The organism is Pseudarthrobacter oxydans, assembly GCF_030812335.1.
Lineage (GTDB): Bacteria > Actinomycetota > Actinomycetes > Actinomycetales > Micrococcaceae > Arthrobacter > Arthrobacter oxydans_B.
In genome coordinates, this window is record NZ_JAUSSN010000002.1 from 80,039 (window position 1) to 100,724 (window position 20,686).

20 protein-coding genes are annotated in these 20,686 nt (G+C 69.9%); 3 read left to right on the forward strand and 17 right to left on the reverse strand.

Annotated features, from left to right (window positions below; genetic code table 11):
• Positions 1 to 11 precede the first annotated feature (11 nt).
• The 5 genes from J2W14_RS03565 to J2W14_RS03585 all read right to left on the reverse strand — a co-directional run bounded on the left by J2W14_RS03565 (position 12) and on the right by J2W14_RS03585 (position 4,462).
• Positions 12 to 515, reverse strand: coding sequence for a molybdenum cofactor biosynthesis protein MoaE (locus J2W14_RS03565; RefSeq protein ID WP_307458505.1), 504 nt, complete (start codon positions 513 to 515; stop codon positions 12 to 14).
• Positions 505 to 1,017: a MogA/MoaB family molybdenum cofactor biosynthesis protein gene (locus tag J2W14_RS03570; RefSeq protein ID WP_307458508.1), complete on the reverse strand. Its 513-nt coding sequence runs from the start codon at positions 1,015 to 1,017 to the stop codon at positions 505 to 507. The genes J2W14_RS03565 and J2W14_RS03570 overlap by 11 nt, the downstream gene beginning before the upstream one ends.
• Entirely contained in the window at positions 1,014 to 1,517 is a 504-nt protein-coding gene (gene moaC / locus J2W14_RS03575) for a cyclic pyranopterin monophosphate synthase MoaC (RefSeq protein ID WP_307458509.1), read from the reverse strand. Before moaC ends, J2W14_RS03570 begins: the two co-directional genes overlap by 4 nt.
• Positions 1,505 to 2,728 (reverse strand): molybdopterin molybdotransferase MoeA, encoded by a 1,224-nt coding sequence (locus J2W14_RS03580; RefSeq protein ID WP_307458511.1) that lies wholly within the window; start codon positions 2,726 to 2,728, stop codon positions 1,505 to 1,507. Before J2W14_RS03580 ends, moaC begins: the two co-directional genes overlap by 13 nt.
• A gap of 78 nt (positions 2,729 to 2,806) precedes the next feature.
• Positions 2,807 to 4,462 (reverse strand): molybdopterin-dependent oxidoreductase, encoded by a 1,656-nt coding sequence (locus tag J2W14_RS03585; protein WP_307459376.1) that lies wholly within the window; start codon positions 4,460 to 4,462, stop codon positions 2,807 to 2,809.
• 233 nt (positions 4,463 to 4,695) lie between these two features.
• Between J2W14_RS03585 and moaA the strand changes: the two genes are divergently transcribed.
• Positions 4,696 to 5,832, forward strand: a complete 1,137-nt coding sequence (gene moaA / locus J2W14_RS03590) for a GTP 3',8-cyclase MoaA (RefSeq protein ID WP_307458516.1) — start codon at positions 4,696 to 4,698, stop codon at positions 5,830 to 5,832.
• Positions 5,833 to 5,839: 7 nt separating this feature from the next.
• Complete coding sequence (locus tag J2W14_RS03595; protein WP_307458518.1) at positions 5,840 to 6,106, forward strand: MoaD/ThiS family protein; 267 nt, start codon at positions 5,840 to 5,842, stop codon at positions 6,104 to 6,106.
• On the opposite strand, the gene J2W14_RS03600 is transcribed toward J2W14_RS03595, so the two are convergent.
• Complete coding sequence (locus J2W14_RS03600; protein WP_307458520.1) at positions 6,103 to 7,221, reverse strand: helix-turn-helix transcriptional regulator; 1,119 nt, start codon at positions 7,219 to 7,221, stop codon at positions 6,103 to 6,105. The genes J2W14_RS03595 and J2W14_RS03600 overlap by 4 nt on opposite strands.
• Before the next feature lie 121 nt (positions 7,222 to 7,342).
• On the opposite strand from J2W14_RS03600, the gene J2W14_RS03605 reads away from it, so the two are divergent.
• Positions 7,343 to 7,624, forward strand: a complete 282-nt coding sequence (locus J2W14_RS03605; RefSeq protein ID WP_307458522.1) for a hypothetical protein — start codon at positions 7,343 to 7,345, stop codon at positions 7,622 to 7,624.
• Between the two features lie 39 nt (positions 7,625 to 7,663).
• Here the strand turns inward: J2W14_RS03605 and J2W14_RS03610 are convergent, their stop codons facing one another.
• The 11 genes from J2W14_RS03610 to J2W14_RS03660 form a co-directional block, all read right to left on the reverse strand.
• Positions 7,664 to 8,569 carry an alpha/beta hydrolase gene (locus J2W14_RS03610; protein WP_307458524.1) on the reverse strand — a complete coding sequence of 302 codons (906 nt, stop codon included), beginning with the start codon at positions 8,567 to 8,569 and terminating at the stop codon, positions 7,664 to 7,666.
• On the reverse strand, positions 8,566 to 9,261 hold the full coding sequence (locus J2W14_RS03615) for a TetR/AcrR family transcriptional regulator (RefSeq protein WP_307458527.1): 696 nt from the start codon (positions 9,259 to 9,261) through the stop codon (positions 8,566 to 8,568). Before J2W14_RS03615 ends, J2W14_RS03610 begins: the two co-directional genes overlap by 4 nt.
• Positions 9,258 to 10,925, reverse strand: coding sequence for a class I adenylate-forming enzyme family protein (locus tag J2W14_RS03620; RefSeq protein WP_307458530.1), 1,668 nt, complete (start codon positions 10,923 to 10,925; stop codon positions 9,258 to 9,260). Before J2W14_RS03620 ends, J2W14_RS03615 begins: the two co-directional genes overlap by 4 nt.
• A complete protein-coding gene (locus J2W14_RS03625; protein WP_307458533.1) occupies positions 10,922 to 12,253 on the reverse strand; it encodes a branched-chain amino acid ABC transporter permease in 1,332 nt (443 codons plus the stop codon). Before J2W14_RS03625 ends, J2W14_RS03620 begins: the two co-directional genes overlap by 4 nt.
• Positions 12,250 to 13,125, reverse strand: a complete 876-nt coding sequence (locus tag J2W14_RS03630) for a branched-chain amino acid ABC transporter permease (protein WP_307458536.1) — start codon at positions 13,123 to 13,125, stop codon at positions 12,250 to 12,252. Before J2W14_RS03630 ends, J2W14_RS03625 begins: the two co-directional genes overlap by 4 nt.
• Complete coding sequence (locus J2W14_RS03635) at positions 13,122 to 13,907, reverse strand: ABC transporter ATP-binding protein (RefSeq protein ID WP_307458539.1); 786 nt, start codon at positions 13,905 to 13,907, stop codon at positions 13,122 to 13,124. The genes J2W14_RS03630 and J2W14_RS03635 overlap by 4 nt, the downstream gene beginning before the upstream one ends.
• Entirely contained in the window at positions 13,904 to 14,668 is a 765-nt protein-coding gene (locus tag J2W14_RS03640; RefSeq protein WP_307458542.1) for an ABC transporter ATP-binding protein, read from the reverse strand. Before J2W14_RS03640 ends, J2W14_RS03635 begins: the two co-directional genes overlap by 4 nt.
• Before the next feature lie 112 nt (positions 14,669 to 14,780).
• Positions 14,781 to 15,977, reverse strand: a complete 1,197-nt coding sequence (locus J2W14_RS03645) for a substrate-binding domain-containing protein (protein ID WP_307458543.1) — start codon at positions 15,975 to 15,977, stop codon at positions 14,781 to 14,783.
• Positions 15,978 to 16,253: 276 nt separating this feature from the next.
• Positions 16,254 to 16,739, reverse strand: coding sequence for a DUF1579 family protein (locus J2W14_RS03650; protein ID WP_307458547.1), 486 nt, complete (start codon positions 16,737 to 16,739; stop codon positions 16,254 to 16,256).
• A 165-nt stretch (positions 16,740 to 16,904) separates the two neighbouring features.
• Entirely contained in the window at positions 16,905 to 18,248 is a 1,344-nt protein-coding gene (locus J2W14_RS03655; RefSeq protein WP_307458550.1) for a M16 family metallopeptidase, read from the reverse strand.
• Between the two features lie 180 nt (positions 18,249 to 18,428).
• Positions 18,429 to 20,678: a polyribonucleotide nucleotidyltransferase gene (locus J2W14_RS03660; RefSeq protein ID WP_307458553.1), complete on the reverse strand. Its 2,250-nt coding sequence runs from the start codon at positions 20,676 to 20,678 to the stop codon at positions 18,429 to 18,431.
• Between the last annotated feature and the right edge of the window lie 8 nt (positions 20,679 to 20,686).

The window sequence follows — 20,686 nt, forward strand, 5'->3', positions numbered from 1 at the left end:
GTTGGGCCGGATCAGGCGCCCGCACCGACCCACTCGACGGTGCCGTCGGTGAAGAACTGTTCCTTCCAGATCGGAACCTGGGCCTTGACCCGGTCCACGAGTTCCGAACAGACCGCGAAGGCCTGGCCCCGGTGCGCGGCGGAGACGGCGCAGACCAGGGCGGGGTCACCGATCTCCAGCATCCCGATCCGGTGGGCCACCCAGATCCGCACCGGCTGGGCCGGAACACTGCCGGTTTCGCCGGCCGTCCCGGCGGCCGTCCCGCCGGATCCTGCGGCGGCCTGTTCGGCGACGAGCTGCGCGACGACGTCGGCCATCACCTGGTGCGCCGTCGGGTGCGCGCTGTAGCTGAGCCGCTGGACCGGTTTGCCGCCGTCGTGGTTCCGGACCACGCCGCTGAAGCTGACCACGGCGCCCGCAGTGTCGGATTCGACCGCGGCGATGGCCTGGTCCACGGAAATGGGGTCGGCGCTGAGCACCGCGTTCACCACGTCAAAGGTCGAGTCAGTGGCCATGGCTGCCCTCCAGCTGGTCGCAGAGGTGCCCGAGGATGGGATCCAGCACGCTGAGGCCGTCCATCACACCCTTCGGGGATCCGGGGAGGTTGACGATGAAGGTCTGGCCTGCGGCGCCGGCGTGGCCGCGGCTGAGCATCGCCAGCGGCGTCTTGGCGGTCCCGGCCCCGCGGATGCCTTCCATGATGCCCGGAATCTCCCGGTCCAGCAGGGGCAGGGTCTGTTCCGGAGTGGCGTCGGTGGGGCTGAGGCCGGTGCCGCCGCTGGTGATGATGACGGCCGGCGCCTGGGTCAGGAGCGCGCGCAGGGCGGCGCCCACGGCCTCGCCGTCCGGGACGACGAGGGCCGGGTAGGTCTCGAAGCCGTGTTCGGTGAGCCAGTCGATGATGACGGGTCCGGTCAGGTCCTCATAGACGCCGGCCGCGGCCCGGGTGGAGGCAATCACGACGCCGGCCTTGCGCCCCGTGGCTTCGCCGTGCCGGTGTGGTTCGGGCATGCTCATCGTGTCCAGTCCCCGCTCTTGCCGCCGCTTTTGGCCAGCACTTTGATATCCGTCAGCACCGCGTGTTTGTCCACGGCCTTAATCATGTCGTACACGCTCAGTGCGGCCACCGAGGCCGCGGTCAGCGCTTCCATCTCGACGCCGGTGAGCCCTCGGGTCTTGACCGTGGCGAAGACGGTGACCGTGTCGGTGTCGAGCTCGAAGTCGACCGTGACTTTGGCGATCGGCAGCGGGTGGCATAGCGGGATCAGCTCCGCGGTCCTTTTGGCTGCCATGATGCCGGCGACCCGGGCGACGGCGAGGGCATCGCCCTTGGGCAGGTCGCCCGCGCCGAGCAGGGCCAGGACCTCGGCGGTGCTGCGGACCGTGGCGGTGGCGGTGGCCTCGCGGGTGCTCTCCGCCTTGTTGGACACGTCCACCATCTGGGCGGTGCCGTCCTGCCGGAGGTGGGTCAGGCCTGGGGTTCCCGTTGCGGGGTTTTCTTCGTTCACAGCATCCATACTTCCACCTCGGAGCCCTCGGCGAGCGCGGCAATTCCTTCCGGGACCTGGATCAGGGCATTGGAGTGCGCCAGGGCGCTGACGAGGTGCGAGCCGGCTCCGCCTTCCAGCCGGACCGTGCCGTCGGGAAGGACGGTGCCGCGCCGGACCTGGTGCTTGCCGGCCGGGGACGCCAGCGCCTCGGCCAGCCGTGCCCTGACCACCGGGCGGGGCGCCGGCGAGCCGAAGAGGCTGCCGAGCGCGGGCCGGAGGAACATCTCGAAGGAGACGAGGCAGCTCACGGGGTTCCCCGGGAAGCCGAGGACCGGGACGCCGTCGAAGGTTCCGATCCCCTGCGGGCCGCCGGGCTGCATCGCGACGCCGAAGAAGTCGACGTTGTGGCCCTCCATCGCCTGCCGGACCACCTCGTAGGCGCCCTTGCTGACACCGCCGGTGGTCACGATCAGGTCCACGTCCGCCGCGTGCCGGCGCAGCAGGCCGGCGAGTTCCTCCGGGCGGTCGGTCGAGATCCCGGTCCGGGTGACGTGGAGGCCGGCCTGGCGCATGGAGGATTCCAGCAGCGTGGCGTTGGAGTCGTAGATCTTGCCCGGCCCCAGGGGGCTGCCCGGTTCCACGACCTCGTCGCCGGTGGTGGCCAGCAGGATCCGCAGCACCCGGTAGACGGGGACCTCGGTGAAGCCCAGGGCGGCCAGCAGTCCCAGCTGTCCGGGTCCCAGGTGGGTTCCGGCGGCCAGGGCCAGCTCCCCGGTGCGGATGTCGCTGCCTGCGTCGCGGATGAAGTTCCTGGCCGGAACGGCCGGCAGCCGGACCGTGGCCGGCACGCCGGGCGCGGGGAAGACCGCGGGCAGTGCCTGTTCAATCGGTACGACGGCGTCCGCCCCGGGCGGCAGCATGGCGCCGGTCATGATCGGGGCGGCTGTCCCGTGGGCCAGTTCAGGGGGTGCGGCACCGGCCGGCACGGGGGCGACCACGCGCAGTTCGGTGCCGCCTTCGGGCACGTCGGCGCTGCGGATGGCGAAGCCGTCCATCTGCGAATTCGCGAACGGGGGCAGGTCCAGCGGCGCCACGACGTCCGCGGCGAGTCCCCGGCCCAGTGCCGCGAGGAGCGGGAGCACTTCGATCCGGTCCGGGCTCCGGAGCGGGGCCAGCAGCTGGCGGACGGACTCGCGGTGCGCTTCCACGGTGACGTGCCGTGTCTGGGTGCGGTGCATGCGTTGGTGACCCCTCGTCGTGAGCCATTGGCGTGGCTCGCCGGCCCGGCTCCCCGGCCCGGCGTGGTGGCCGGCCGGTTAGGACTTCACGTCAACTCTAACTGTGTGAAAGCCGGTGGCCCCGTTGGGCACCACCGGGGCGCGTTCCTCCACCTGCGCGGCACCGTTGAGGTCCGTGGCGCGGACCTGGACCTCGTACTGGCCGGGCGTCAGCGGCAGCTCGAGTTTCCACTGGTACCAGGTGTCCCGGGAGATCCCGGGGGCCAGCTCGGCCTCCTGCCACGCGCCGCGGTTGACCCGGAGCTCCACCCGGCCGATCCCGATGTGCTGGGCCCAGGCGACGCCGCCGAAAGCCACCGTCCCGGCGTTCACCGGGCGGCCGTCCCGGGGCACATCGATCCGGGAGGAGGTCTTGATGGGTCCCCGCTCGCTCCAGCCGCGGGGTGTCCAGTAGCCGACGTCGTCCGCGAAGCGCGTCACCTTGAGCTCGGTGACCCACTTGGTCGCCGAGACGTAGCCGTAGAGGCCGGGAACGATCAGCCGGGCCGGGAAGCCGTGCTCCAGCGGCAGCGGTTCGCCGTTCATCCCGACGGCCAGGAGCGCGTCCCGGTTGTCCGTCAGCACCTCGAGCGGGGTGCCGGCGGTCCAGCCGTCCGCGCTGCGGGACAGGACCATGTCCGCGCCGTCCTTCGGGCCGGCGAGGGCCAGGAGGTCCCGGACCGGCCAGCCGAGCCAGCGGGCGTTGCCGATCAGGTCCCCGCCCACCACGTTGGAGACGCAGGCGATGGTGACGTGCCGTTCGACCAGCGGTTTGGCCAGCAGCGTGGCGAAGTCCAGGGAGATCTCGCGCTCCACGAGGCCGGTGACCTTCAGGGTCCACTGGCCCGGGTCCACCACCGGGACGCGCAGGGCGGTGTCGATCCGGTAAAAGTCCTTGTTGGGGGTCACCAGCGGGCCCACCCCGTCCAGCCGGACCTCGGCTCCGGCCGGGATCGGCGGGGCCGGCGACACGGGGACGGGGAGCGCGAGTTTGCTGCGCACTTCATTCACGACGGCGGCGGCTCCCCGGAATGTCGCGGCGAGCACAGCGGCGGCCGCGGCGACGGCGGCAGTTCCGCCGAGCGCCTGCAGGAAACGGCGGCGGGACGGTGGCGGCGCCGTGGGGCCGGGTCCGCCGCGCGGCGGTCCGGCGCCAAGTCCTGCCTCACGTCCGGCGTCGGGCCCGGCATCAAGTCCGGTTCCGAGCCCGGCTTCGGGCCCCGCTTCGGGTCCGGCGTCAGGCCCGGCGTCGGTCTGCCACTCCCCCAGCTTGCCTATCAGCCAGCGCAAAAGGATCATGCCCACGGCGGCGGCGAGCAGCGGGGCCGGGATCGCGCCCCCGGTGAGTTCGGACCGGCCCAGGACGGCAGCCAGTCCCGCCGCCCCAAAGACGGCAATGACGGCCACCCCGGCGAAGCGGCGCCGCAGCTCCACGATCCCGGACAGGGCAGCCAGCGCGGCGATGAGGAGCCCCATGCCGACCAGCAGCGCGGCCTTATCCGCCGTGCCGAACAGGGAAATGGCCCAGTCCTTCACACCCGGCGGGACCACATCGATCACGGCGCCGCCGACAGCGGTCACCGGGGAGAGCGAGGGGCTCAGCAGTCCTGCCGCGAGTTCCCCCAAAGCAAGTCCCGTCCCGACGGCCACGACACCGGCGGCAGCCGCCCAGCCGGTCGCTTGCCGGTCCGTCATCCGCGGCACAGGGGTTTGCGGGCCGGGGCCTGTTAGTGTGCCCGGCTGCCCGTGCTGGGAGGTGTTCACTCCTCCAGCATAGGTTCGCCAGCACAGGTTCGCGCCGTCCCGCCCGTATGACCAAGGCGTGGCCAACGGCACCGGGAACGCAACCGGACGCAACGGAACCCCCACGACGCAATCCCGGGGCCAACAGGAGTGATGCCGGCGCCGAGGTGGCGTAGCCTGACTTTATGAGTGTTCAGCTTGGTATGCCCCAGCCCCGCGCGGAGGACAGTTCCGGCGCGGGCACCTCCGGCCCGCAGCCGTCCGGTCGCCCCGCCGGAATGCCCGCCGGCCTGGTCGACCGCTACGGCCGCCGTGCCACGGACATGCGGCTGTCCCTGACGGACAAATGCAATCTGCGCTGCACCTACTGCATGCCCGCCGAGGGCCTGGAGTGGCTGTCCAAGCAGGCGGTGATGTCCGCGGCGGAAATTGTCCGGATCGTCCGGATCGGCGTTGACATGCTGGGCGTGCGCGAGCTGCGGCTCACCGGCGGTGAACCGCTGGTCCGGGCCGACCTGCTGGACATCATTTCGGCGCTCCGCCAGGCCCACCCCGACCTTCCGATCTCCATGACCACCAACGCCGTCGGACTCGACAAGAAGGCCGCCGGACTCAAGGCCGCCGGACTGTCCCGGATCAACGTCTCGCTGGACTCCCTCCACGAGGAAACGTTCACCCAGCTGACCCGCCGCCCGTTCCTGAACAAGGTCCTGGCCGGCGTCGACGCCGCCTGGGCCGCCGGGCTGGGCCCCGTGAAACTCAACGCCGTGCTGATGCGCGGCATCAACGACGCCGAGTCCCCTGCCCTGCTGGCCTGGGCGCTGGACCGCGGCTATGAGCTGCGGTTCATCGAGCAGATGCCGCTCGACGCCGACCACGGCTGGACCCGCCGGAACATGATCACCGCCGCGGAGATCCGTGAGCTGCTCTCGGTCGACTACGTGCTGAGCGCCGACCCGCGGGACCGCGACGGCGCGCCGGCCGAACGCTTCGAGGTCCGGGCCCGCGTGCCCGGCACGGCCGAGGCGACCGGACCCCTGCTGGGAACCGTGGGGATCATCGCCTCCGTGACCGAACCGTTCTGCTCCGATTGCCGCCGCACCCGCATCACGGCCGAGGGCAAGATCATGAGCTGCCTGTTCTCCCGCGAGGAAGTGGACCTGCTGGGGCTGCTCCGCGACGGCGCCAGCGACGAACAGCTCGCCGAGCGCTGGCAGGACGCCATGTGGATCAAGCCCAAGGCCCACGGCATGGACCACGTCGGACTGGACGCCCCGGACTTCGTCCAGCCGGACCGCAGCATGAGCGCCATCGGAGGCTGAACCACCCGTGAACGTACGTTATTTCGCTGCCGCGCGCGCTGCCGCCGGCGTCGACGAGGAACGCTTTGAGCTCCCCGCGGGAGCCACCGTCGCCGCGCTGCTGGAGGCGATCCTCGCCGTCGAGCGCCAGGAACCCCCGGCCGGAACGCCGCCGCTGGCGCGCCTGCTGTCCCGGAGCAGCTTCCTGCTCAACGAGGTGGCCGTGCGGAACCGTGCGGCGGCGCTGAAGCCGGACGACGTCGTCGACGTGCTGCCGCCGTTCGCCGGCGGTTAGGCGGTATCAGCCGGCACTGCCGCGGTGCCAAGGGCCAGGCCCAGCAGCGCACCCCGGCTCCGGACCCCGCAAGCGGCAAAGATGAGCTTGAACTGGTCCTGCACGGTGTAGGGGCGGATCCGCAGGGCCGTCGCGAGTTCCGCCGTGTTGAGTCCGGCCGCGGCGAGGCCCAGGAGCCGGTGCTGCTGCGGGGTGAGGGCAAAGCAACGGGCGAACACCTCCAGCCGTTCCACCGCCGGGCATTCCTGGATGGTCACCGCGAGCGGAGGGGATGCCCCCGGCCGCCCGGTGTCCATCCGGGTGGAGCGCAGCAGCGCCCAGGCGCCGAGGCCGACGGGGACACGCGACATGGCCGGGTGGGAGTCCACGCCGGCTTCGCGCGCCAGCAGCTGGGCGGCGACATTGAGCACCTCCGCCGGAATGCCCTCATACGGCCGGGGGCCGCGCTGCAGCAGCCCTAGCCAGTCGCTCGCCGAGGCCGTCTGTCCCACGACGGCCAGCCCCTCGTCCAGGGTCAGCACCGCCTGGGGTGGCAGGGGCTTCCGCACGGCCTGCCACGCGGGACCGCTCCCTTCCGCCTCCCGTCGGCACTGTGCCGCGCGGCTCCGGCGAAGGCCGGCAGCCAGCAGCGGCGCCGCGGTGGCGACATAGTCGGTCTCCGGCTCCGAGAAGGTTCCGTCCTCCGCTGCCCGCCACAGGTCCAGCCAGCCCCAGCAGCCGTGTTTGTCGGCGAAGACCGTGGAGAGCACGTCCGTGACCCCGTAGCGGACCAGCAGCCCGTTCCACAGCGGACTGCGCTCCGGACGGCCGCCCGTGGCCATCAGCAGGGTCGTGGCCGGCCGGGCCTGTCCCATCAGGGCCGTCCAGCGGCACTCGGGCGTCAGATACTTGAGCCGGATCAGCTCCGGCAGCTCTTCCGGGCAGGGAATCCGGGCCATCGGGGAGGTGCCGGTGGCCGATCCGGGGTCCGCCAAGGGCCAGGCGAAGGCGCTGAACGGCACCATCCGGCCCAGCTCGGCCAGCACTCCCCGACGCAGTTCCCTGTCGTCGGGCACGTCCCGGCAGAGTTGCCCGATGCGTTCCAGACTCCGGCTCAGCGCCCAGCTGGTGGTCATGAATTCAGTATGCCCCCCGCCAGATTTCTGGGATACCGCCCGCTTCCCGGCCGCGCCTACCGTGGAATATCCCTGCAGGCAGGGAGCCGGCAGCTCATAGGAAACGGAAGGACTGAGTGCGATGTTCACCCTGCAGATAGAACACGAAATCACGGATTTTGACCTGTGGAAGTCAGCGTTCGACCGCGATCCGGTGAACCGTGCGGCGTCGGGGGTCACCGCGCACCGGATCAGCCGCCCGGTGGACGATCCGCACTACGTGGTGGTCGAACTCGATTTCGAGCGCCGCGCCCAGGCGGAAGCGCTCCTGGCGAACCTGCACGCGAAGGTCTGGAATTCCGCCGCCGCGGCCCCCGCGCTCCGGGGTGCCCCGAAGACCCGGATCCTGGAATCCGCCGCCTGACACACCGGCGGGCGGCCATCCGCGGCTGGATTGCGGCTGCTACGCGACCGCCAGCGCCTCCCGCACCGTGTCAGCGACGGCGGCAGCGCCCGCCGCGCCCATGATGATCGTGTAGTGGTTGACGTCCGGGATCTCGCGGACGGTCAGGGCCGGCAGCTTTTCCGCCCAGGCATCCAGATAACCGGGCCCGTACAGGCCGCCGGGTTCGTCCAGCAGGCCGCGGGGCGCCCGCAGCACCAGGGTCTCCACCGCCAGCTCGTCCAGGGCCTTCAGGAGGGAGGGGCCGCGGTGCAGTTCGGCGGTGTCGTCCGCCATCGCCTGGTACCGGGTGGCCGGCCGGAGCACGGGTTCCTCGCCGGTGAGGTCGTAGTCCACGTAGTCCTCCACCAGCGGACCCCAGTCCGCGCTGAAGGCCGGATGCTGCTTCCAGTAGCTGCGGTAGGCCTCCCGGCTGGGGAAGGTGGCGTTCAGCCGCTCGGCCGCCGGCCCCAGCACGGTGGCGATGACCTGCTCGTCACTGAGTTCGGCCGGCACCTGCAGCGGCAGTCCGCCGTCGACCAGCACGAGGGACCGCACGCGCTCCGGGAACAGGTTCGCGAGCACCACGGACACGAAGGCGCCCATCGAATGGCCCACCACGACCACCGGCCCGCCGCTGAGTGCGCCCAGCACGGCCGCGAGGTCTTCGGCGTGCGAGGGCATCCCGTACGGCGCTGGCAGGGCGTTGCTGCGGCCCCGGCCCCGCAGGTCCGGGGCGATGATCCGAACCTCCGGCAGGGCCTCGGCCAGCGCCGGCCAGGCCTTGTGCGACGCCGTCACCCCGTGTACGGCGAGGATGGTCAGCGCCGCCGGGTCCTCGGGACCCCAGAGGGCGGTGTGCAGGGTTCCGCCACGGACCTGGACCTCGGTGGTCCGGTAACCGGAGGTGCTGGCTGGATTGGTCATGGGGCTTTCCCTTCCAGGGGCTCAGTGGGTCTGGCGGCGGGGCCGGAAGCGGGGCCGGGTCCGGGGGCGGGGGCCGGCGCGGGGGCGAGCGCGCGTTCGATGAACTGCATCATTTCCTCAAAGACTTCCTCCGGGACGTCCGGCCGGGCACCCTGCGCGGGAACAGCGCCTTCCTCATCCCACAGCACCCAGCGCATGCCGATCAGCTCGCCGATGCCCATCAGGGCCCAGGCCGCGACAGTGGGATCCATGTCCCGGACCTCCCCGCTGAGCTGCGCGGCTTTGAGCCCTTCGATGTAGCCGTTGACGATCCGGGTGTAGTGCAGCCGCAGGGCCCCGGGCGAGACGAACTCGGCCTGCCGGATGATCCGGTACAGCGCGGGGTGTTCCGCAGTGAACCTGAAGAAGGCCCGGAATCCGGCACGTTCGGCCTCGAGCCGGGTGCCGGCAGAGCCGGCGGCTTCCGCCATGGCGTGACGGACGCGCCGGTTCAGGTCCTCGACGACCTCATCGAAAATCGCCTGCTTGCCCTCGAAGTAGAGGTAGAAGGTGCCGAGGCCGACGCCGGCCTCCTCGGTGATTTTCACGATCGAGGCCTCGTGGTAGCCCACCGAGGCGAACACCGTCTCGGCTGCCTGCAGCAGCTTGGCCCGGGTCCGGGTGCCCCTCGCGGTGCGCGGCGCGGCGCTCACCGCCGGCCCCCGTCCGCGGGCAGGGACGCGACCTTGCCGTCGGGTCGTCCCGCCCGACCGCGCCCGTCCAGTTGCTGCCGCAGCCGGCCGCGCAGCACCTTGTTCAGCGCAGTGCGCGGCAGCGCCCCGACGGTCTCGATCCGTCCGGGAACCTTGAACCGCGCCAGCCGGGCCGCGCAGTGTTCCAGGAGTTCCTGTTCATCGGTGGCCATGCCGGGCCGGATCACCACAAAGGCGACGCCGGTTTCGCCCCAGCGCTCGTCCTCCACCCCGACGACGGCGGCCTGCGCCACCGCCGGATGGGCCAGCAGCGCCGCCTCGACCTCGGCCGGGGCGACGTTTTCGCCGCCGGAGATGAAGATGTCCTTGAGCCGGTCGACGACCTTGATGTAGCCCTCGGCGTCGCGCTCCACCAGGTCGCCGGTGCGCAGCCAGTCCCCGACGAGGACGGCGGCCGTCGCGGCGGGGTCGCGGAAGTAGCCGGCGAAGACCCCCGGGCCGCCCACCAGCAGTTCCCCGGAGGCGGCACCGTCCAGAATGTCCCCGGTCACCGGGTCGGCGACCGCGACGGCCACATGCGGGTACGGTTTGCCCGAGTACCCCACCATCCGGGCGGCATCCTCGTTGGCCAGGCAGAGCACGTTCGGCGACGCCTCGGTCAGCCCGTAGCCCTGGCTCAACGCCACTCCCCTGCGGTGCCAGATCCGCAGCAGGGGCGCCGGCATCGGCGCCCCGCCCACCACGGCGTGGCGGAGGCTGCCGAGCTCGGCGGTGGCGAAGTCCGGGTGTTCGGCGAGCATCAGATACTGGGTGGGGACGCCCATCAGCATGGTGACCCGGCGCTCCGCGATCAGCTGCAGCACCCGGCCGGGCTCGAAGCCGCGTTCCAGCACGACGGTCGCGCCGGTCCACCAGGCCAGCAGCGGCTGGATATTCCAGCCGCCAACGTGGAACTGCGGCAGCACGGCCAGCACAACGTCGGTGCTGCCCAGATCCATCGTCCGGGACAGTGAGAGGTTGGTCCAGAAGCAGTTGGCATGGGTCAGCACGGCGGCCTTGCTGGCCCCCTCGGTGCCGGAGGTGAAGATCATCAGCAGGGGGTCGTCGTCGCGCACTTCCCGCGGCGCTTCGAGCAGACGCATTTCAGGCCCGCGTATTTCAGGCCCGCGGACGTACACCCCCGCGGCGCCCGCATCGGGCACCGCGGCGGCCAGCACCCGGGACGGCGGGGGCACGGACTTTTCGATGCCGCCCGGGCCCAGCGCGGCGGTCCGGGGCCGGTGCGCCAGCAGGGTGCAGGCGCCCGCGGCGAGGGACTCCAGCTCGTCCTCCACAAGCAGCAGCTGGGGATCGGCGAGCTCAAGCTGCGCGGCGAGTTCCCGGGGTGAGAGCCGCCAGGACAGCGGGACGAGGACCAGCCCCGCCTTGGCGCAGGCGAAGAACACCACGACGTGGTCCGAGCTGTTGCCGGTCAGGGTCGCGATCCGGTCCCCCGTCACGTAGCCGGCAGCCGCCAGGCCGACGGCGAGGCCGGCCGCCCGGCGTTCCAGTTCGCCGTAGCTCAGCGTGCAGCCGCGGTCATCGACGGCGATCCGATGCAGGGTGGCGAGGCTGCGGTCGGTGGTCCAGCGGCCCAGGGTGTGCAGTCCGTCAGCGGGGGTCATGCCGATTCCTCCAGAATCTCGCGGGACGTCGCGGTGCTCTCATGCCCGGTCCTGTCCGGACCGGTCCTGTCCGGACCGGTGCTGTCATTGCCGGTGCCGTCGTGTCCGGTGGACCGGCCGCGCCGGTTGCGGCGCTGGGCGAGCCGCTTCGCGGCGCCCGTCAGGCCGCCCGGCAGGAAGAGCACCACGAGGATGAACAGGGTGCCCAGGATGAACAAGGGCTCCGACAACGGTATCCGCAGGATGTCCGGCAGCGCATCGATGGCGTCGGAGTTCGCGAGGGTCGTGAGGCGCTGGTCCAGGATGGTGTAAAAGATGCCGCCGATCACGGCGCCCCAGCGGGAGCCGACGCCGCCCAGGACCACCATAACGAGCAGGGTGATGGTCAGGTCGGCGGAGATGGCCCGCGGGACGGCGCCGCTCTGCAGGAGCAGGAACACCATGCCGATGATGCTGACCAGAACGGCGGAGACCACGAAAATCAGCAGCTTCACGAGGTACGGCTGCAGGCCCAGGACGCGGACGCGGAGTTCGTTCTCGCGGACCGCGGCGGCGAGGTGTCCGGCGCGGGAGGACTCCACCCAGGTGACCACAACGAAGACCACCACCAGCACCGCCAGCGCCAGCCAGTAAAGGTTCCGGGTGTTGACCACCCCGACGAGGAAGTCGGGCAGGTTGTCCGTGCGCAGCGTCAGGCCTTCGTCTCCGCCGGTGGTGCCGTCCGGGTTGCGCCCCACGATCACCGATCCGGCCTGGGCGAACGCGAGCGTGACCATGGCGAAGGGGATGCCGCTGACCCGCAGGCTGATGCTGCCCACCACGTGGGCCAGCACAATCACGACCAGCAGGGTCAGGCCCATCGCGGGCAGCAGCGGGATGTCCAGGTTCTGCAGGATGATCGCCAGCCCGTAGACGCCGGCGCCGAAGTAGAGGGCATGGCCGAAGGAGAGCAGTCCGGCGACGCCGAGCAGCAGGTGGTAGGTCAGGGCCGCGGCGGCCATCAGCATGCACATTGCCAGCAGCTGCAGGGATCCCGGGGTGTAGGTGGGTCCGGGCAGCACCCCGGGCAGGGACAGGTTGAGCAGCGGCAGCAGGATCAGGAGCACGAATCCGGCGAGCCCTGCGGCGGCGCCGGCGGCCGTCCGGCGGGTCAGGCGGGGATGGGGACCGGCCGGCGGTGTGGAACCGGCGGCAGCCGCTGTCCGGCGGGGCCCCGCGGGGTTCCCGGACCCGCCGTCCGCGGCTGTGGTGCTGGCGGCTGTGCTGTTGCTGTCTGTGCCGGCGGCGGCGGTGCCGTTCGTGTCGGCGGCGTCGGTATCGGTGGTCATGAGGTTCTCCCGAGCAGGCCGGAGGGACGGAACAGCAGCACGAGCGCCAGGGCCAGCACGACGACGAAGTCGCCGGTGCCGCCGAGGTAGAAGTTGGCGAACTGCTGCAGGACGGCGACCGCGACGGCGGCAATGGCCGCGCCGGTCAGCGAGCCCAGTCCGCCGATCACGGTGACGATGAAGGCGAAGATCAGCAGCGAACCGCCCAGCATCGGCGAAACGTAGCCGAAGTAGTGCGAGGCCAGGACCCCGCCGAGGCCCGCGGCGGCCCCGCCGATCGTGAAGACGAGGGTGAAGGCCTTCCGGACGTCGATGCCAAGGGCCGTCACCATGGACCGGTTCTCGACGCCGGCCCGGATGATCATGCCGTAGCGGGTGTTCTTCAGGAAGAACACCATGGCGAGCAGCACCAGGACGGCGGCGATGATGCAGACAAACCGGTCGTTCGGGACACGGGCGCCCAGGATCTCAGTGGTGTCCTTGAACCAGGCAGGTCCCTGGATGAACACCGGGTCGGTGCCCCAGATGCCGTCGAAGAGGGCGACCGCGGCGAGCGACAGGCCCAGGGTGATGAGGAGCTGCTCGATGTGCCGCTGGTACAGCCGGCGGATCAGCACGAACTCGGTGAAGGCGGCAAAGGCGGCTCCGGCCGCGGCCCCGACCAGCAGGGAGAGCAGGAACGTCCACCAGTCGTCCGAGCCGGCACGGCGGGCGACTTCCCAGCCGGCGAAGGCCCCGAGGGTCAGGAAGGCGCCGTGCGCGAAGTTCAGCACACCCATCAGGCCGTAGATCAGGGACAGCCCGGCGGCGACGAGGAAATACAGGGCGCCAAGGCCCAGGCCGGTGAAAAGGAGCAGGACGACGGTGCTCACAGGGCGGCACCTTTCCCTGAGGTTTCCCGGGCTGTGTTATCCCGGGCGGGGCTGTCCCCGGCGGGGCCCTCGGCGGAGACACCCAGCAGCCGCTGGGTCAGCTCGGCGTCGTCGAGGAATTTCAGGGCGCTGCCCGTGTGGACCACGCGGCCGCCGGAGAGGACAACTGCGCCTTCGGCGAGCTGGCGCACAACGTGCAGGTTCTGCTCGACCAGGAGGATGGGGACGGTCTTCGCTGCTTCGGCGAGGGTCTCGGCGACCTCGGCGACGATTTTCGGGGCCAGGCCCTTGGTGGGTTCGTCGACGAGCAGGATCTTGTTCGTGTTCAGCAGCGCGCGGGCCAGCGAGACCATCTGCTGCTGGCCGCCGGAGAGGGTCCCGGCCATCTGGGCGGACCGGGCCAGCAGGTCCGGGAAGAGCTCCTCGACGAGCTGGCGCCGGGGTGCGTCGTCGCGTTCGGCGAGCCGGAGGTTCTCCGCCACGGTGAGCTTGGAGAACACTTCGCGGTCCTCGGGCACGTAGCCCACGCCGCTGCGGATGATCTTGAACGTCGGCTCCTTCTCGATCCGCACGCCGCCGAGCTCCACGGTTCCGGTGCGGTCGATCAGGCCGATGATGGCTTTGATGGTGCTGGTCTTTCCGACGCCGTTGCGGCCCAGCAGCGCGGTGATGCCGGTGGCAGGGACGGTGAAGGTGACATCCTCCACGACCTGCTGACCGGCGATATGGGCGTTGAGTCCCTCAATCCTGAGGATGGGTCGGGCGTCCGCTGCGGCGGTCATACGGGCTCTCCAAGGTAGGCACTCTGGACGGTCGGGTCCGACATCACGGCCTCCGGGCTGTCCAGGGCGAGCAGGCTGCCGTGGTGCATCACGGCCACCCGGTCCACGAGGCCCAGGACCACGTCCATGTGGTGCTCCACCATCATCACGGTGCAGCCGCGGTCCCGGTGCATTCCCCGGATGATCGCGGTGAGGGACGGGACGTCCCCCGACGCCACCCCGGCCATGGGCTCGTCCAGGAGGACGACGGCGGGATCCGTCGCCAGCAGGACGGCGATCTCCACCTTGCGCTTCTCGCCGTGCGAGAGGTCCCCCGCCGCCGTAGTGAGCTGGCCGGTGAGCCCGACCTCCGCGATGGTGCCGCGGGCAATCCGGGTGGCCTCGTCGGAGGCGGAGGGGAAGCGCAGGATGCTGAAGCTGCCGCCGAGTTTCGCCTGGGCGGCGAGCCGGACATTTTCCAGCACGCTGAGCCGGGGAAACAGGTTGGAGGTCTGGAAGGTCCGTCCCAGCCCTGCCTTGGCCCTGCGGTGGACCGGCGCGGACGTGATCTCCTTGCCGTTCAGCGTGATGCTGCCCGTGGTCGGCCGCATCACGCCGGAAATCAGGTTGAACAAGGTGGTCTTGCCGGCACCGTTGGGGCCGATGACGCCGACCATTTCGCTGGTGCCGACCGCGAAGCTCACATCCTGGAGGATACGGGCACCGCCGATCTGCAGACCAAGGCCGTCCACCGCAAGGGCGGGCAGGGCTGGGGAATTCATTCGGATCCTTTGTGTCTCGCTGGGGCCGTGGGGGTGATGCGCGGCGCTGTGCTGTCTTGTCCGGAAGATGTCCTGTGGTTTCCGGACCTGCCCGGCACAGCGCCGCGCCGGGTTACTTCTTTTCCGGCGGGGCGATGGTGTCGCCCGCAACCACCTTGATGAGCTCGGGGGCCCAGCTGCCGCCCGTCTGGACGAGCTTGACCTGGTACATGTCCTGGACCAGGGCGTGGTCCGAAGCGCGGACCGTTTCTTTGCCCTTGGGGCCGTCGAAGCTGAAGCCCTCGAGCGCCTTGACCATGGCGTCGGCGTCGGAGCCGCCTTCCTTGATGGCCTGGACGATCATCTGGCCGGCCACGAAGCCGTCAGGGGTGAAGAGGTCCGCCTTCTGTCCGGCCTTCTCGACCGCGGCGATCATCTTCTTCTCCACCTCGGTGCCCGCGGCGCCCGGGAAGTAGTGGTTCAGGAAGCTGATCTTGGAGGTCGCCTCACCGTAGGCGCCGAAGGTGGCGGCGTCGCCGAGCCCGGTGACGACCGGGGCGGCGTCAAAGGCGCCCTGCTGGCTCAGGGTCTGCCACATGGTGCCGGACGTGGCCCCGGCCCATGCTACGAAGACCATGTCCGGCTTCGCGTCGATGAGCTGGCGGGCAAAGGGGGTGAGCTCCTGTCCGTCCGGCACCAGGACGGCCTCCACGGTGGCGCCCTTGCCTCCGAGGACGGCCTTGACGGCGGCAACGTTGCCCTGGCCGAAGGCGTTGTCCTGCGCGAAGACGACGACCTTCTTGCCGTTGGTGTCGATGAACGAACCGGCCGTGGCGACGTCCTGCAGGCTCTGGCGGCCCGAACGGAACGTGTACTTGTTGATGCCCTGGATCGCGTCGGTGGCCGCCGGCCCGGAGATGTACAGGACCTTGTTCTGCGCGGCCTGTTCCGCCAGCTTGAGCGCGATGCCGGAGCTGACCGTGCCACCGATGATCTTGTAGCCCTTGCCGATCATGTCCTTGGCGGCCGTCACGGCCTTGTCCGGATCCCCGCCGTCGTCGGCGTAGGTGAGGTTGATCTTGGCACCGTTCACGGCGCCGGTCCCGCCGGTCGCGTGGTCGATGCCCGCCTGCAGGCCCTCGTAGTAGGTGGCACCGTAGGCCGCCAGCGGTCCGGTCTTGGAGTAGATGATGCCGACGTCGACCGGCTCGGCGGCTTTGGTGCTGCCCGACTCGGCCGGCGCTGCGGTGCCGGCAGTGGGGGCACAGGCGCTGAGGGCGAGCCCGGTGGCCATCACGGCGGCCATCAGGAACTTCTTTGTATCCTTCACGGGATGCCTTTCGTTGAAACTCCCGCGGAAGCTGAGCAGGAGATCTGAGCAGGAGAGCTGACTGGAACTGCGCTGAACCTGAAAGGTGATTCAGATTACGGCAAATCTATGGTTCGGCTCACAGTGTGTCAACGGATTTCAAGGGCGGCTTTACAACGTTATGGCAACGGTTTGGGGCGCGACGTGGGGCAGTCCATGGCTGTGCGGGAGCGTCCGGCGGCGCGTCGGATCAGCTGCGGGAGCGTGTGTCGCTACGTGGGATCAGCTGCGGGAGCGTCAGGCGGGGACGGCGGTGTCCTGGGTTACGCGCCGGCAGACCGTGGTCATAAACGGCGTGAATTCGCTCGCGGAACCCAGCCGGAGTCCGGCCGTGTGCGTCAGCACGCCGTCGTCGACCCGGAAGGTATGCCGGGAGGTGCCGCGCTCGCTGCGCCGTTCCATGGTGAGCGTGCCCTCCTGCCAGTTGGCGCGCGCGGGCGCTTCCGGGGGCAGTCCCATGCTGTTGACGTGGTACCAGAGGGTGTCCGGGCGGTCCGGGTCCATGGTGAAGACCCCGTGACCCTCAAAGCGGGTGCCGTCGGCTTCCGTGTGCCGGTAGCTGTGGGTGACGGCCAGTCCGGCGGCTGCGCGGGCGAATGTCAGTTCGACGGCGGCGGCCCGCGCCGGCCCCCACGGCGTGGCCTCCCACCGCGTGGTGCCGGTCCAATGCCCGAGGAACGCCTCAAGCGCCTCGTGTGCACTGCCTGGCAGCGGCCGGTCCATATTTTCCTTCCAGGGGTTCCTTCCAGATAGGGTCCTCCCGAGTGACCCGTCCCCATCATCACGCGGCGCCGCCTGCCCTGTCTAGGTGCGCGCAGGCCACCCGGGCGAATGCAGGCCCAGTTCAGCGGCCTGCAGGCCCGATTCAGCGGCCTGCGGGGCCGGTCCTCAGAGGCCGAAGGTCTCGGTTTCCTCGAAGGGGCCCACCACCGTGACGGTCCGCGGGGCGGCGGCGAGTTCGCGGGCGAGTTCCTGGACTTCGGCGGCGGTGACGGCCTTGATCTGGCGCAGCGTCTCGTCGATGTCCTGGTATTCACCGGAGACAAGTTCGGCCCGGCCTAGCCGGGACATCCGGGAGCCGGTGTCCTCCAGGGCCAGGACGATTCCGCCGCAGAGCTGTCCGACGGCCTTGCGGAGTTCCTCCTCGGAGATGCCGCCCCCGGCCAGGTTGTCCAGTTCGGCGCCGAGCAGTTCAAGGACCTGCCGGACCTTCGACGGCGTGCAGCCGGCATACATGCCGAAGTAGCCGGCGTCGGCGTAGGAGGAGGCGAAGGAGTACGTCGAGTACACCAGTCCGCGCTTCTCGCGGACCTCCTGGAACAGCCGGGAGGACATGCCGCCGCCGAGCACGGCGTTGAGCACGCTCATGACGAAGCGGCGGTCGTCGGTGGCGACGATGGTGGGGCAGCCCATGATGATGTTGGCCTGCTCCACCGGGCGCTTGACGACGTGCAGGCCTGCGGTGCCGGTGATGGCGGCACGGTCGGTGGAGCGGCGCTGCACGGGGGCTGCGTCGGGTTCAAGGCTCCAGCCGGCGGAGTGCAGGGCGTCGACGACGAGGCCGCAGACGACGTCGTGGTCCAGTCCCCCGGCGGCGGTGATGACGAGCTCGTCCGGGCGGTAGTAGCGGCGGTAGTGGTCCCAGACGGAGTCGCGGGCGACGGCCCGGATGGCGTCCGGGGTTCCGCCGATCGGCCGGCCCAGCGGGTGGGTGCCCAGCACGGCGGCGACGAAGTGTTCGTGGGCGACGTCGGTGGGGTCGTCGCTGTCCATGGCGATCTCCTCGAGGATGACGTCGCGTTCCTGCTCCATCTCCTGCGGGTCCAGCACGGCGCCGGTGATCATGTCCGCGATAACGTCGATGGCCATCGGGAGGTCGGTGTCCAGTACCCGGGCGAAGTAGCAGGTGCTTTCCTTCGCCGTGGCGGCGTTGGATTCCCCGCCGACTTCGTCGAAGGCCGAGGCGATCTCGAGGGCGGTGCGCCGCTTGGTGCCTTTGAACAGCAGGTGCTCCAGGAAGTGGGTGGAGCCGTGCTGTCCGGGGGCCTCGTCGCGGGAGCCGACGCCGACCCAGAATCCGATGGTGGCCGAGCGCTGGCCCGGCATCGCTTCAGTGAGCACGCGGACGCCGCCGGGCAGGACCGAACGGCGCACCTCGGAACCGCCGTCGGCGCCGTGGATCAGGGTGTCAGCGTGCTGGTTCTGCTCTAGCGGCAGGGGGACGACAGTCATCAAGGCCTTTCAGTAAACACGTGCCAAATCTGCCTGCAATCGTACCAGCGGCACACCGCCCCTCTCGTCGGGCGGCGGCATCGGGGAGCCACTGACGACGGCGGCCGGCATCGCCGCCGCCGTTAACGGCGGCGGGGCCGGTGGATGATCCACCGGCCCCGCCCCTTGATTCAGCTCAGACTACTCTGCGGTCTCCAGGGAGACCTCAGCGTTGTCGGCGTTCTCTGCGCCGGCCTCGTCAGCCACAACGGGTGACAGGGAGAGCTTGCCGCGGTCATCGATCTTGGTGATTTCCACCTGGATCTTCTGGCCGACGGAGACGACGTCATCGACGTTGTCCACGCGCTTGCCGCCGGCGATCTTGCGCAGCTCGGAGATGTGCAGCAGACCGTCCTTGCCCGGAGTCAGGGAAACGAAGGCGCCGAAGGTCGTGGTCTTGACGACCGTGCCCAGGTAGCGCTCGCCGATTTCCGGGATCTGCGGGTTGGCGATGGCGTTGATCGCGGACCGTGCTGCGTCGGCAGACGGGCCGTTCGTGGCGCCAATGTAGACAGTTCCGTCGTCCTCGATCGAGATGTCGGCTCCGGTGTCTTCCTGGATCTGGTTGATCATCTTGCCCTTCGGGCCGATGACCTCGCCGATCTTGTCTACCGGGATCTTGACCGCGATGACGCGCGGCGCGAACTCGGAGAGCTCGTCCGGGGTGTCGATCGCGGAGTTCAGGACGTCCAGGATGTGCAGGCGGGCTTCGCGGGCCTGCTTCAGGGCGGCTGCCAGGACGGAGGCCGGGATGCCGTCGAGCTTCGTGTCCAGCTGGATGGCCGTGACGAACTCAGCGGTACCGGCGACCTTGAAGTCCATGTCACCGAAGGCATCTTCGGCGCCGAGGATATCGGTCAGGGCGGCGTAACGGGTCTGGCCGTCGACCTGGTCGGAGACCAGGCCCATGGCGATACCGGCAACGGCGGCCTTCAGCGGCACACCTGCGTTGAGCAGGGACAGCGTGGAGGCGCAGACGGAACCCATCGACGTCGAACCGTTGGAGCTGAGAGCCTCAGACACCTGGCGGATGGCGTAGGGGAATTCCTCGCGGGACGGCAGCACCGGCATGATGGCGCGCTCGGCGAGGGCGCCGTGGCCGATTTCGCGGCGCTTCGGGGAACCGACGCGGCCGGTCTCGCCGGTGGAGTACGGCGGGAAGTTGTAGTTGTGCATGTAGCGCTTGCGTGTCACGGGAGACAGCGAGTCGATCTGCTGTTCCATCTTGAGCATGTTCAGCGTGGTGACACCCATGATCTGGGTTTCGCCGCGCTCGAAGATGGCCGAGCCGTGGACGCGGGGCAGAACCTCAACCTCGGCAGTGAGCTGGCGGATGTCCGTCAGGCCGCGGCCGTCGATGCGGATCTGGTCCGTGAGGATGCGCTGGCGCACAACGTGCTTGGTGACGGAGCGGAAGGCTGCGGACAGCTCCTTCTCGCGGCCTTCGAACTGGCCGGTCAGGGAAGAGGTGACCTCGTCCTTGAGCTCGTCGGAGGCGGTGTCGCGCTCCTGCTTGTCGGCGATCTGGAAGACAGCGGCCAGCTTCTCGGCGGCAGCGGACTCAACAGCGGCGTAGACGTCGTCCTGGTAATCCAGGAAGACCGGGAACTCGACGGTCGGCTTGGCGGCGCGGGCCGCCAGGTCGGACTGCGCCTCGCAAAGGGCCTTGATGAACGGCTTGGCAGCCTCGAGGCCTTCGGAGACAACTTCTTCGGTCGGGGCGGTGGCGCCCTGTTCCTTGATGAGGTTCCAGGAATTGTCGGTGGCTTCAGCTTCAACCATCATGATGGCGACGTCGTCGTTCTTGACGCGGCCGGCGACGACCATGTTGAAGACGGCGTTCTCAAGCTGGGAGTGCTTCGGGAACGCAACCCACTGCGGGCCGTGCTCGTCCTGGACGAGGGCAACGCGGACGCCGCCGATCGGGCCGGAGAAGGGCAGGCCGGAGAGCTGGGTAGACATCGAGGAAGCGTTGATCGCGACCACGTCGTAGAGCTCGTCCGGGTTGATGGACAGCACGGTGACGACGATCTGGACCTCGTTGCGCAGGCCCTTGACGAAGGCGGGGCGCAGCGGGCGGTCCATCAGGCGGCAGGCCAGGATGGCTTCAGTGGAGGGACGGCCTTCGCGGCGGAAGAACGAGCCCGGGATGCGGCCGGCGGCGTACATGCGCTCTTCGACGTCAACGGTCAGCGGGAAGAAGTCGAAACCTTCACGCGGGTGCTTGCCGGCGGTGGTGGCGGACAGCAGCGCGGTCTCTTCGTCGATGTAGACCATCGCTGCGCCGGCTGCCTGCTTGGCAAGGCGGCCGGTTTCAAAGCGGATTACACGCTTGCCGAAGCGTCCATTGTCAATGACTGCTTCTGAGAACTGGATTTCGGGACCCTCCATAGAGAGTC

Coding starts and splice junctions, on each gene's coding strand:
- J2W14_RS03565 (WP_307458505.1), bottom strand. CDS start 515: ATGGCCACTGACTCGACCTTTGACGTGGTGAACGCGGTGCTCAGCGCC.
- J2W14_RS03570 (WP_307458508.1), bottom strand. CDS start 1,017: ATGAGCATGCCCGAACCACACCGGCACGGCGAAGCCACGGGGCGCAAG.
- moaC (WP_307458509.1), bottom strand. CDS start 1,517: ATGGATGCTGTGAACGAAGAAAACCCCGCAACGGGAACCCCAGGCCTG.
- J2W14_RS03580 (WP_307458511.1), bottom strand. CDS start 2,728: ATGCACCGCACCCAGACACGGCACGTCACCGTGGAAGCGCACCGCGAG.
- J2W14_RS03585 (WP_307459376.1), bottom strand. CDS start 4,462: ATGACGGACCGGCAAGCGACCGGCTGGGCGGCTGCCGCCGGTGTCGTG.
- moaA (WP_307458516.1), top strand. CDS start 4,696: ATGAGTGTTCAGCTTGGTATGCCCCAGCCCCGCGCGGAGGACAGTTCC.
- J2W14_RS03600 (WP_307458520.1), bottom strand. CDS start 7,221: ATGACCACCAGCTGGGCGCTGAGCCGGAGTCTGGAACGCATCGGGCAA.
- J2W14_RS03605 (WP_307458522.1), top strand. CDS start 7,343: ATGTTCACCCTGCAGATAGAACACGAAATCACGGATTTTGACCTGTGG.
- J2W14_RS03610 (WP_307458524.1), bottom strand. CDS start 8,569: ATGACCAATCCAGCCAGCACCTCCGGTTACCGGACCACCGAGGTCCAG.
- J2W14_RS03620 (WP_307458530.1), bottom strand. CDS start 10,925: ATGACCCCCGCTGACGGACTGCACACCCTGGGCCGCTGGACCACCGAC.
- J2W14_RS03625 (WP_307458533.1), bottom strand. CDS start 12,253: ATGACCACCGATACCGACGCCGCCGACACGAACGGCACCGCCGCCGCC.
- J2W14_RS03635 (WP_307458539.1), bottom strand. CDS start 13,907: ATGACCGCCGCAGCGGACGCCCGACCCATCCTCAGGATTGAGGGACTC.
- J2W14_RS03640 (WP_307458542.1), bottom strand. CDS start 14,668: ATGAATTCCCCAGCCCTGCCCGCCCTTGCGGTGGACGGCCTTGGTCTG.
- J2W14_RS03650 (WP_307458547.1), bottom strand. CDS start 16,739: ATGGACCGGCCGCTGCCAGGCAGTGCACACGAGGCGCTTGAGGCGTTC.
- J2W14_RS03655 (WP_307458550.1), bottom strand. CDS start 18,248: ATGACTGTCGTCCCCCTGCCGCTAGAGCAGAACCAGCACGCTGACACC.
- J2W14_RS03660 (WP_307458553.1), bottom strand. CDS start 20,678: ATGGAGGGTCCCGAAATCCAGTTCTCAGAAGCAGTCATTGACAATGGA.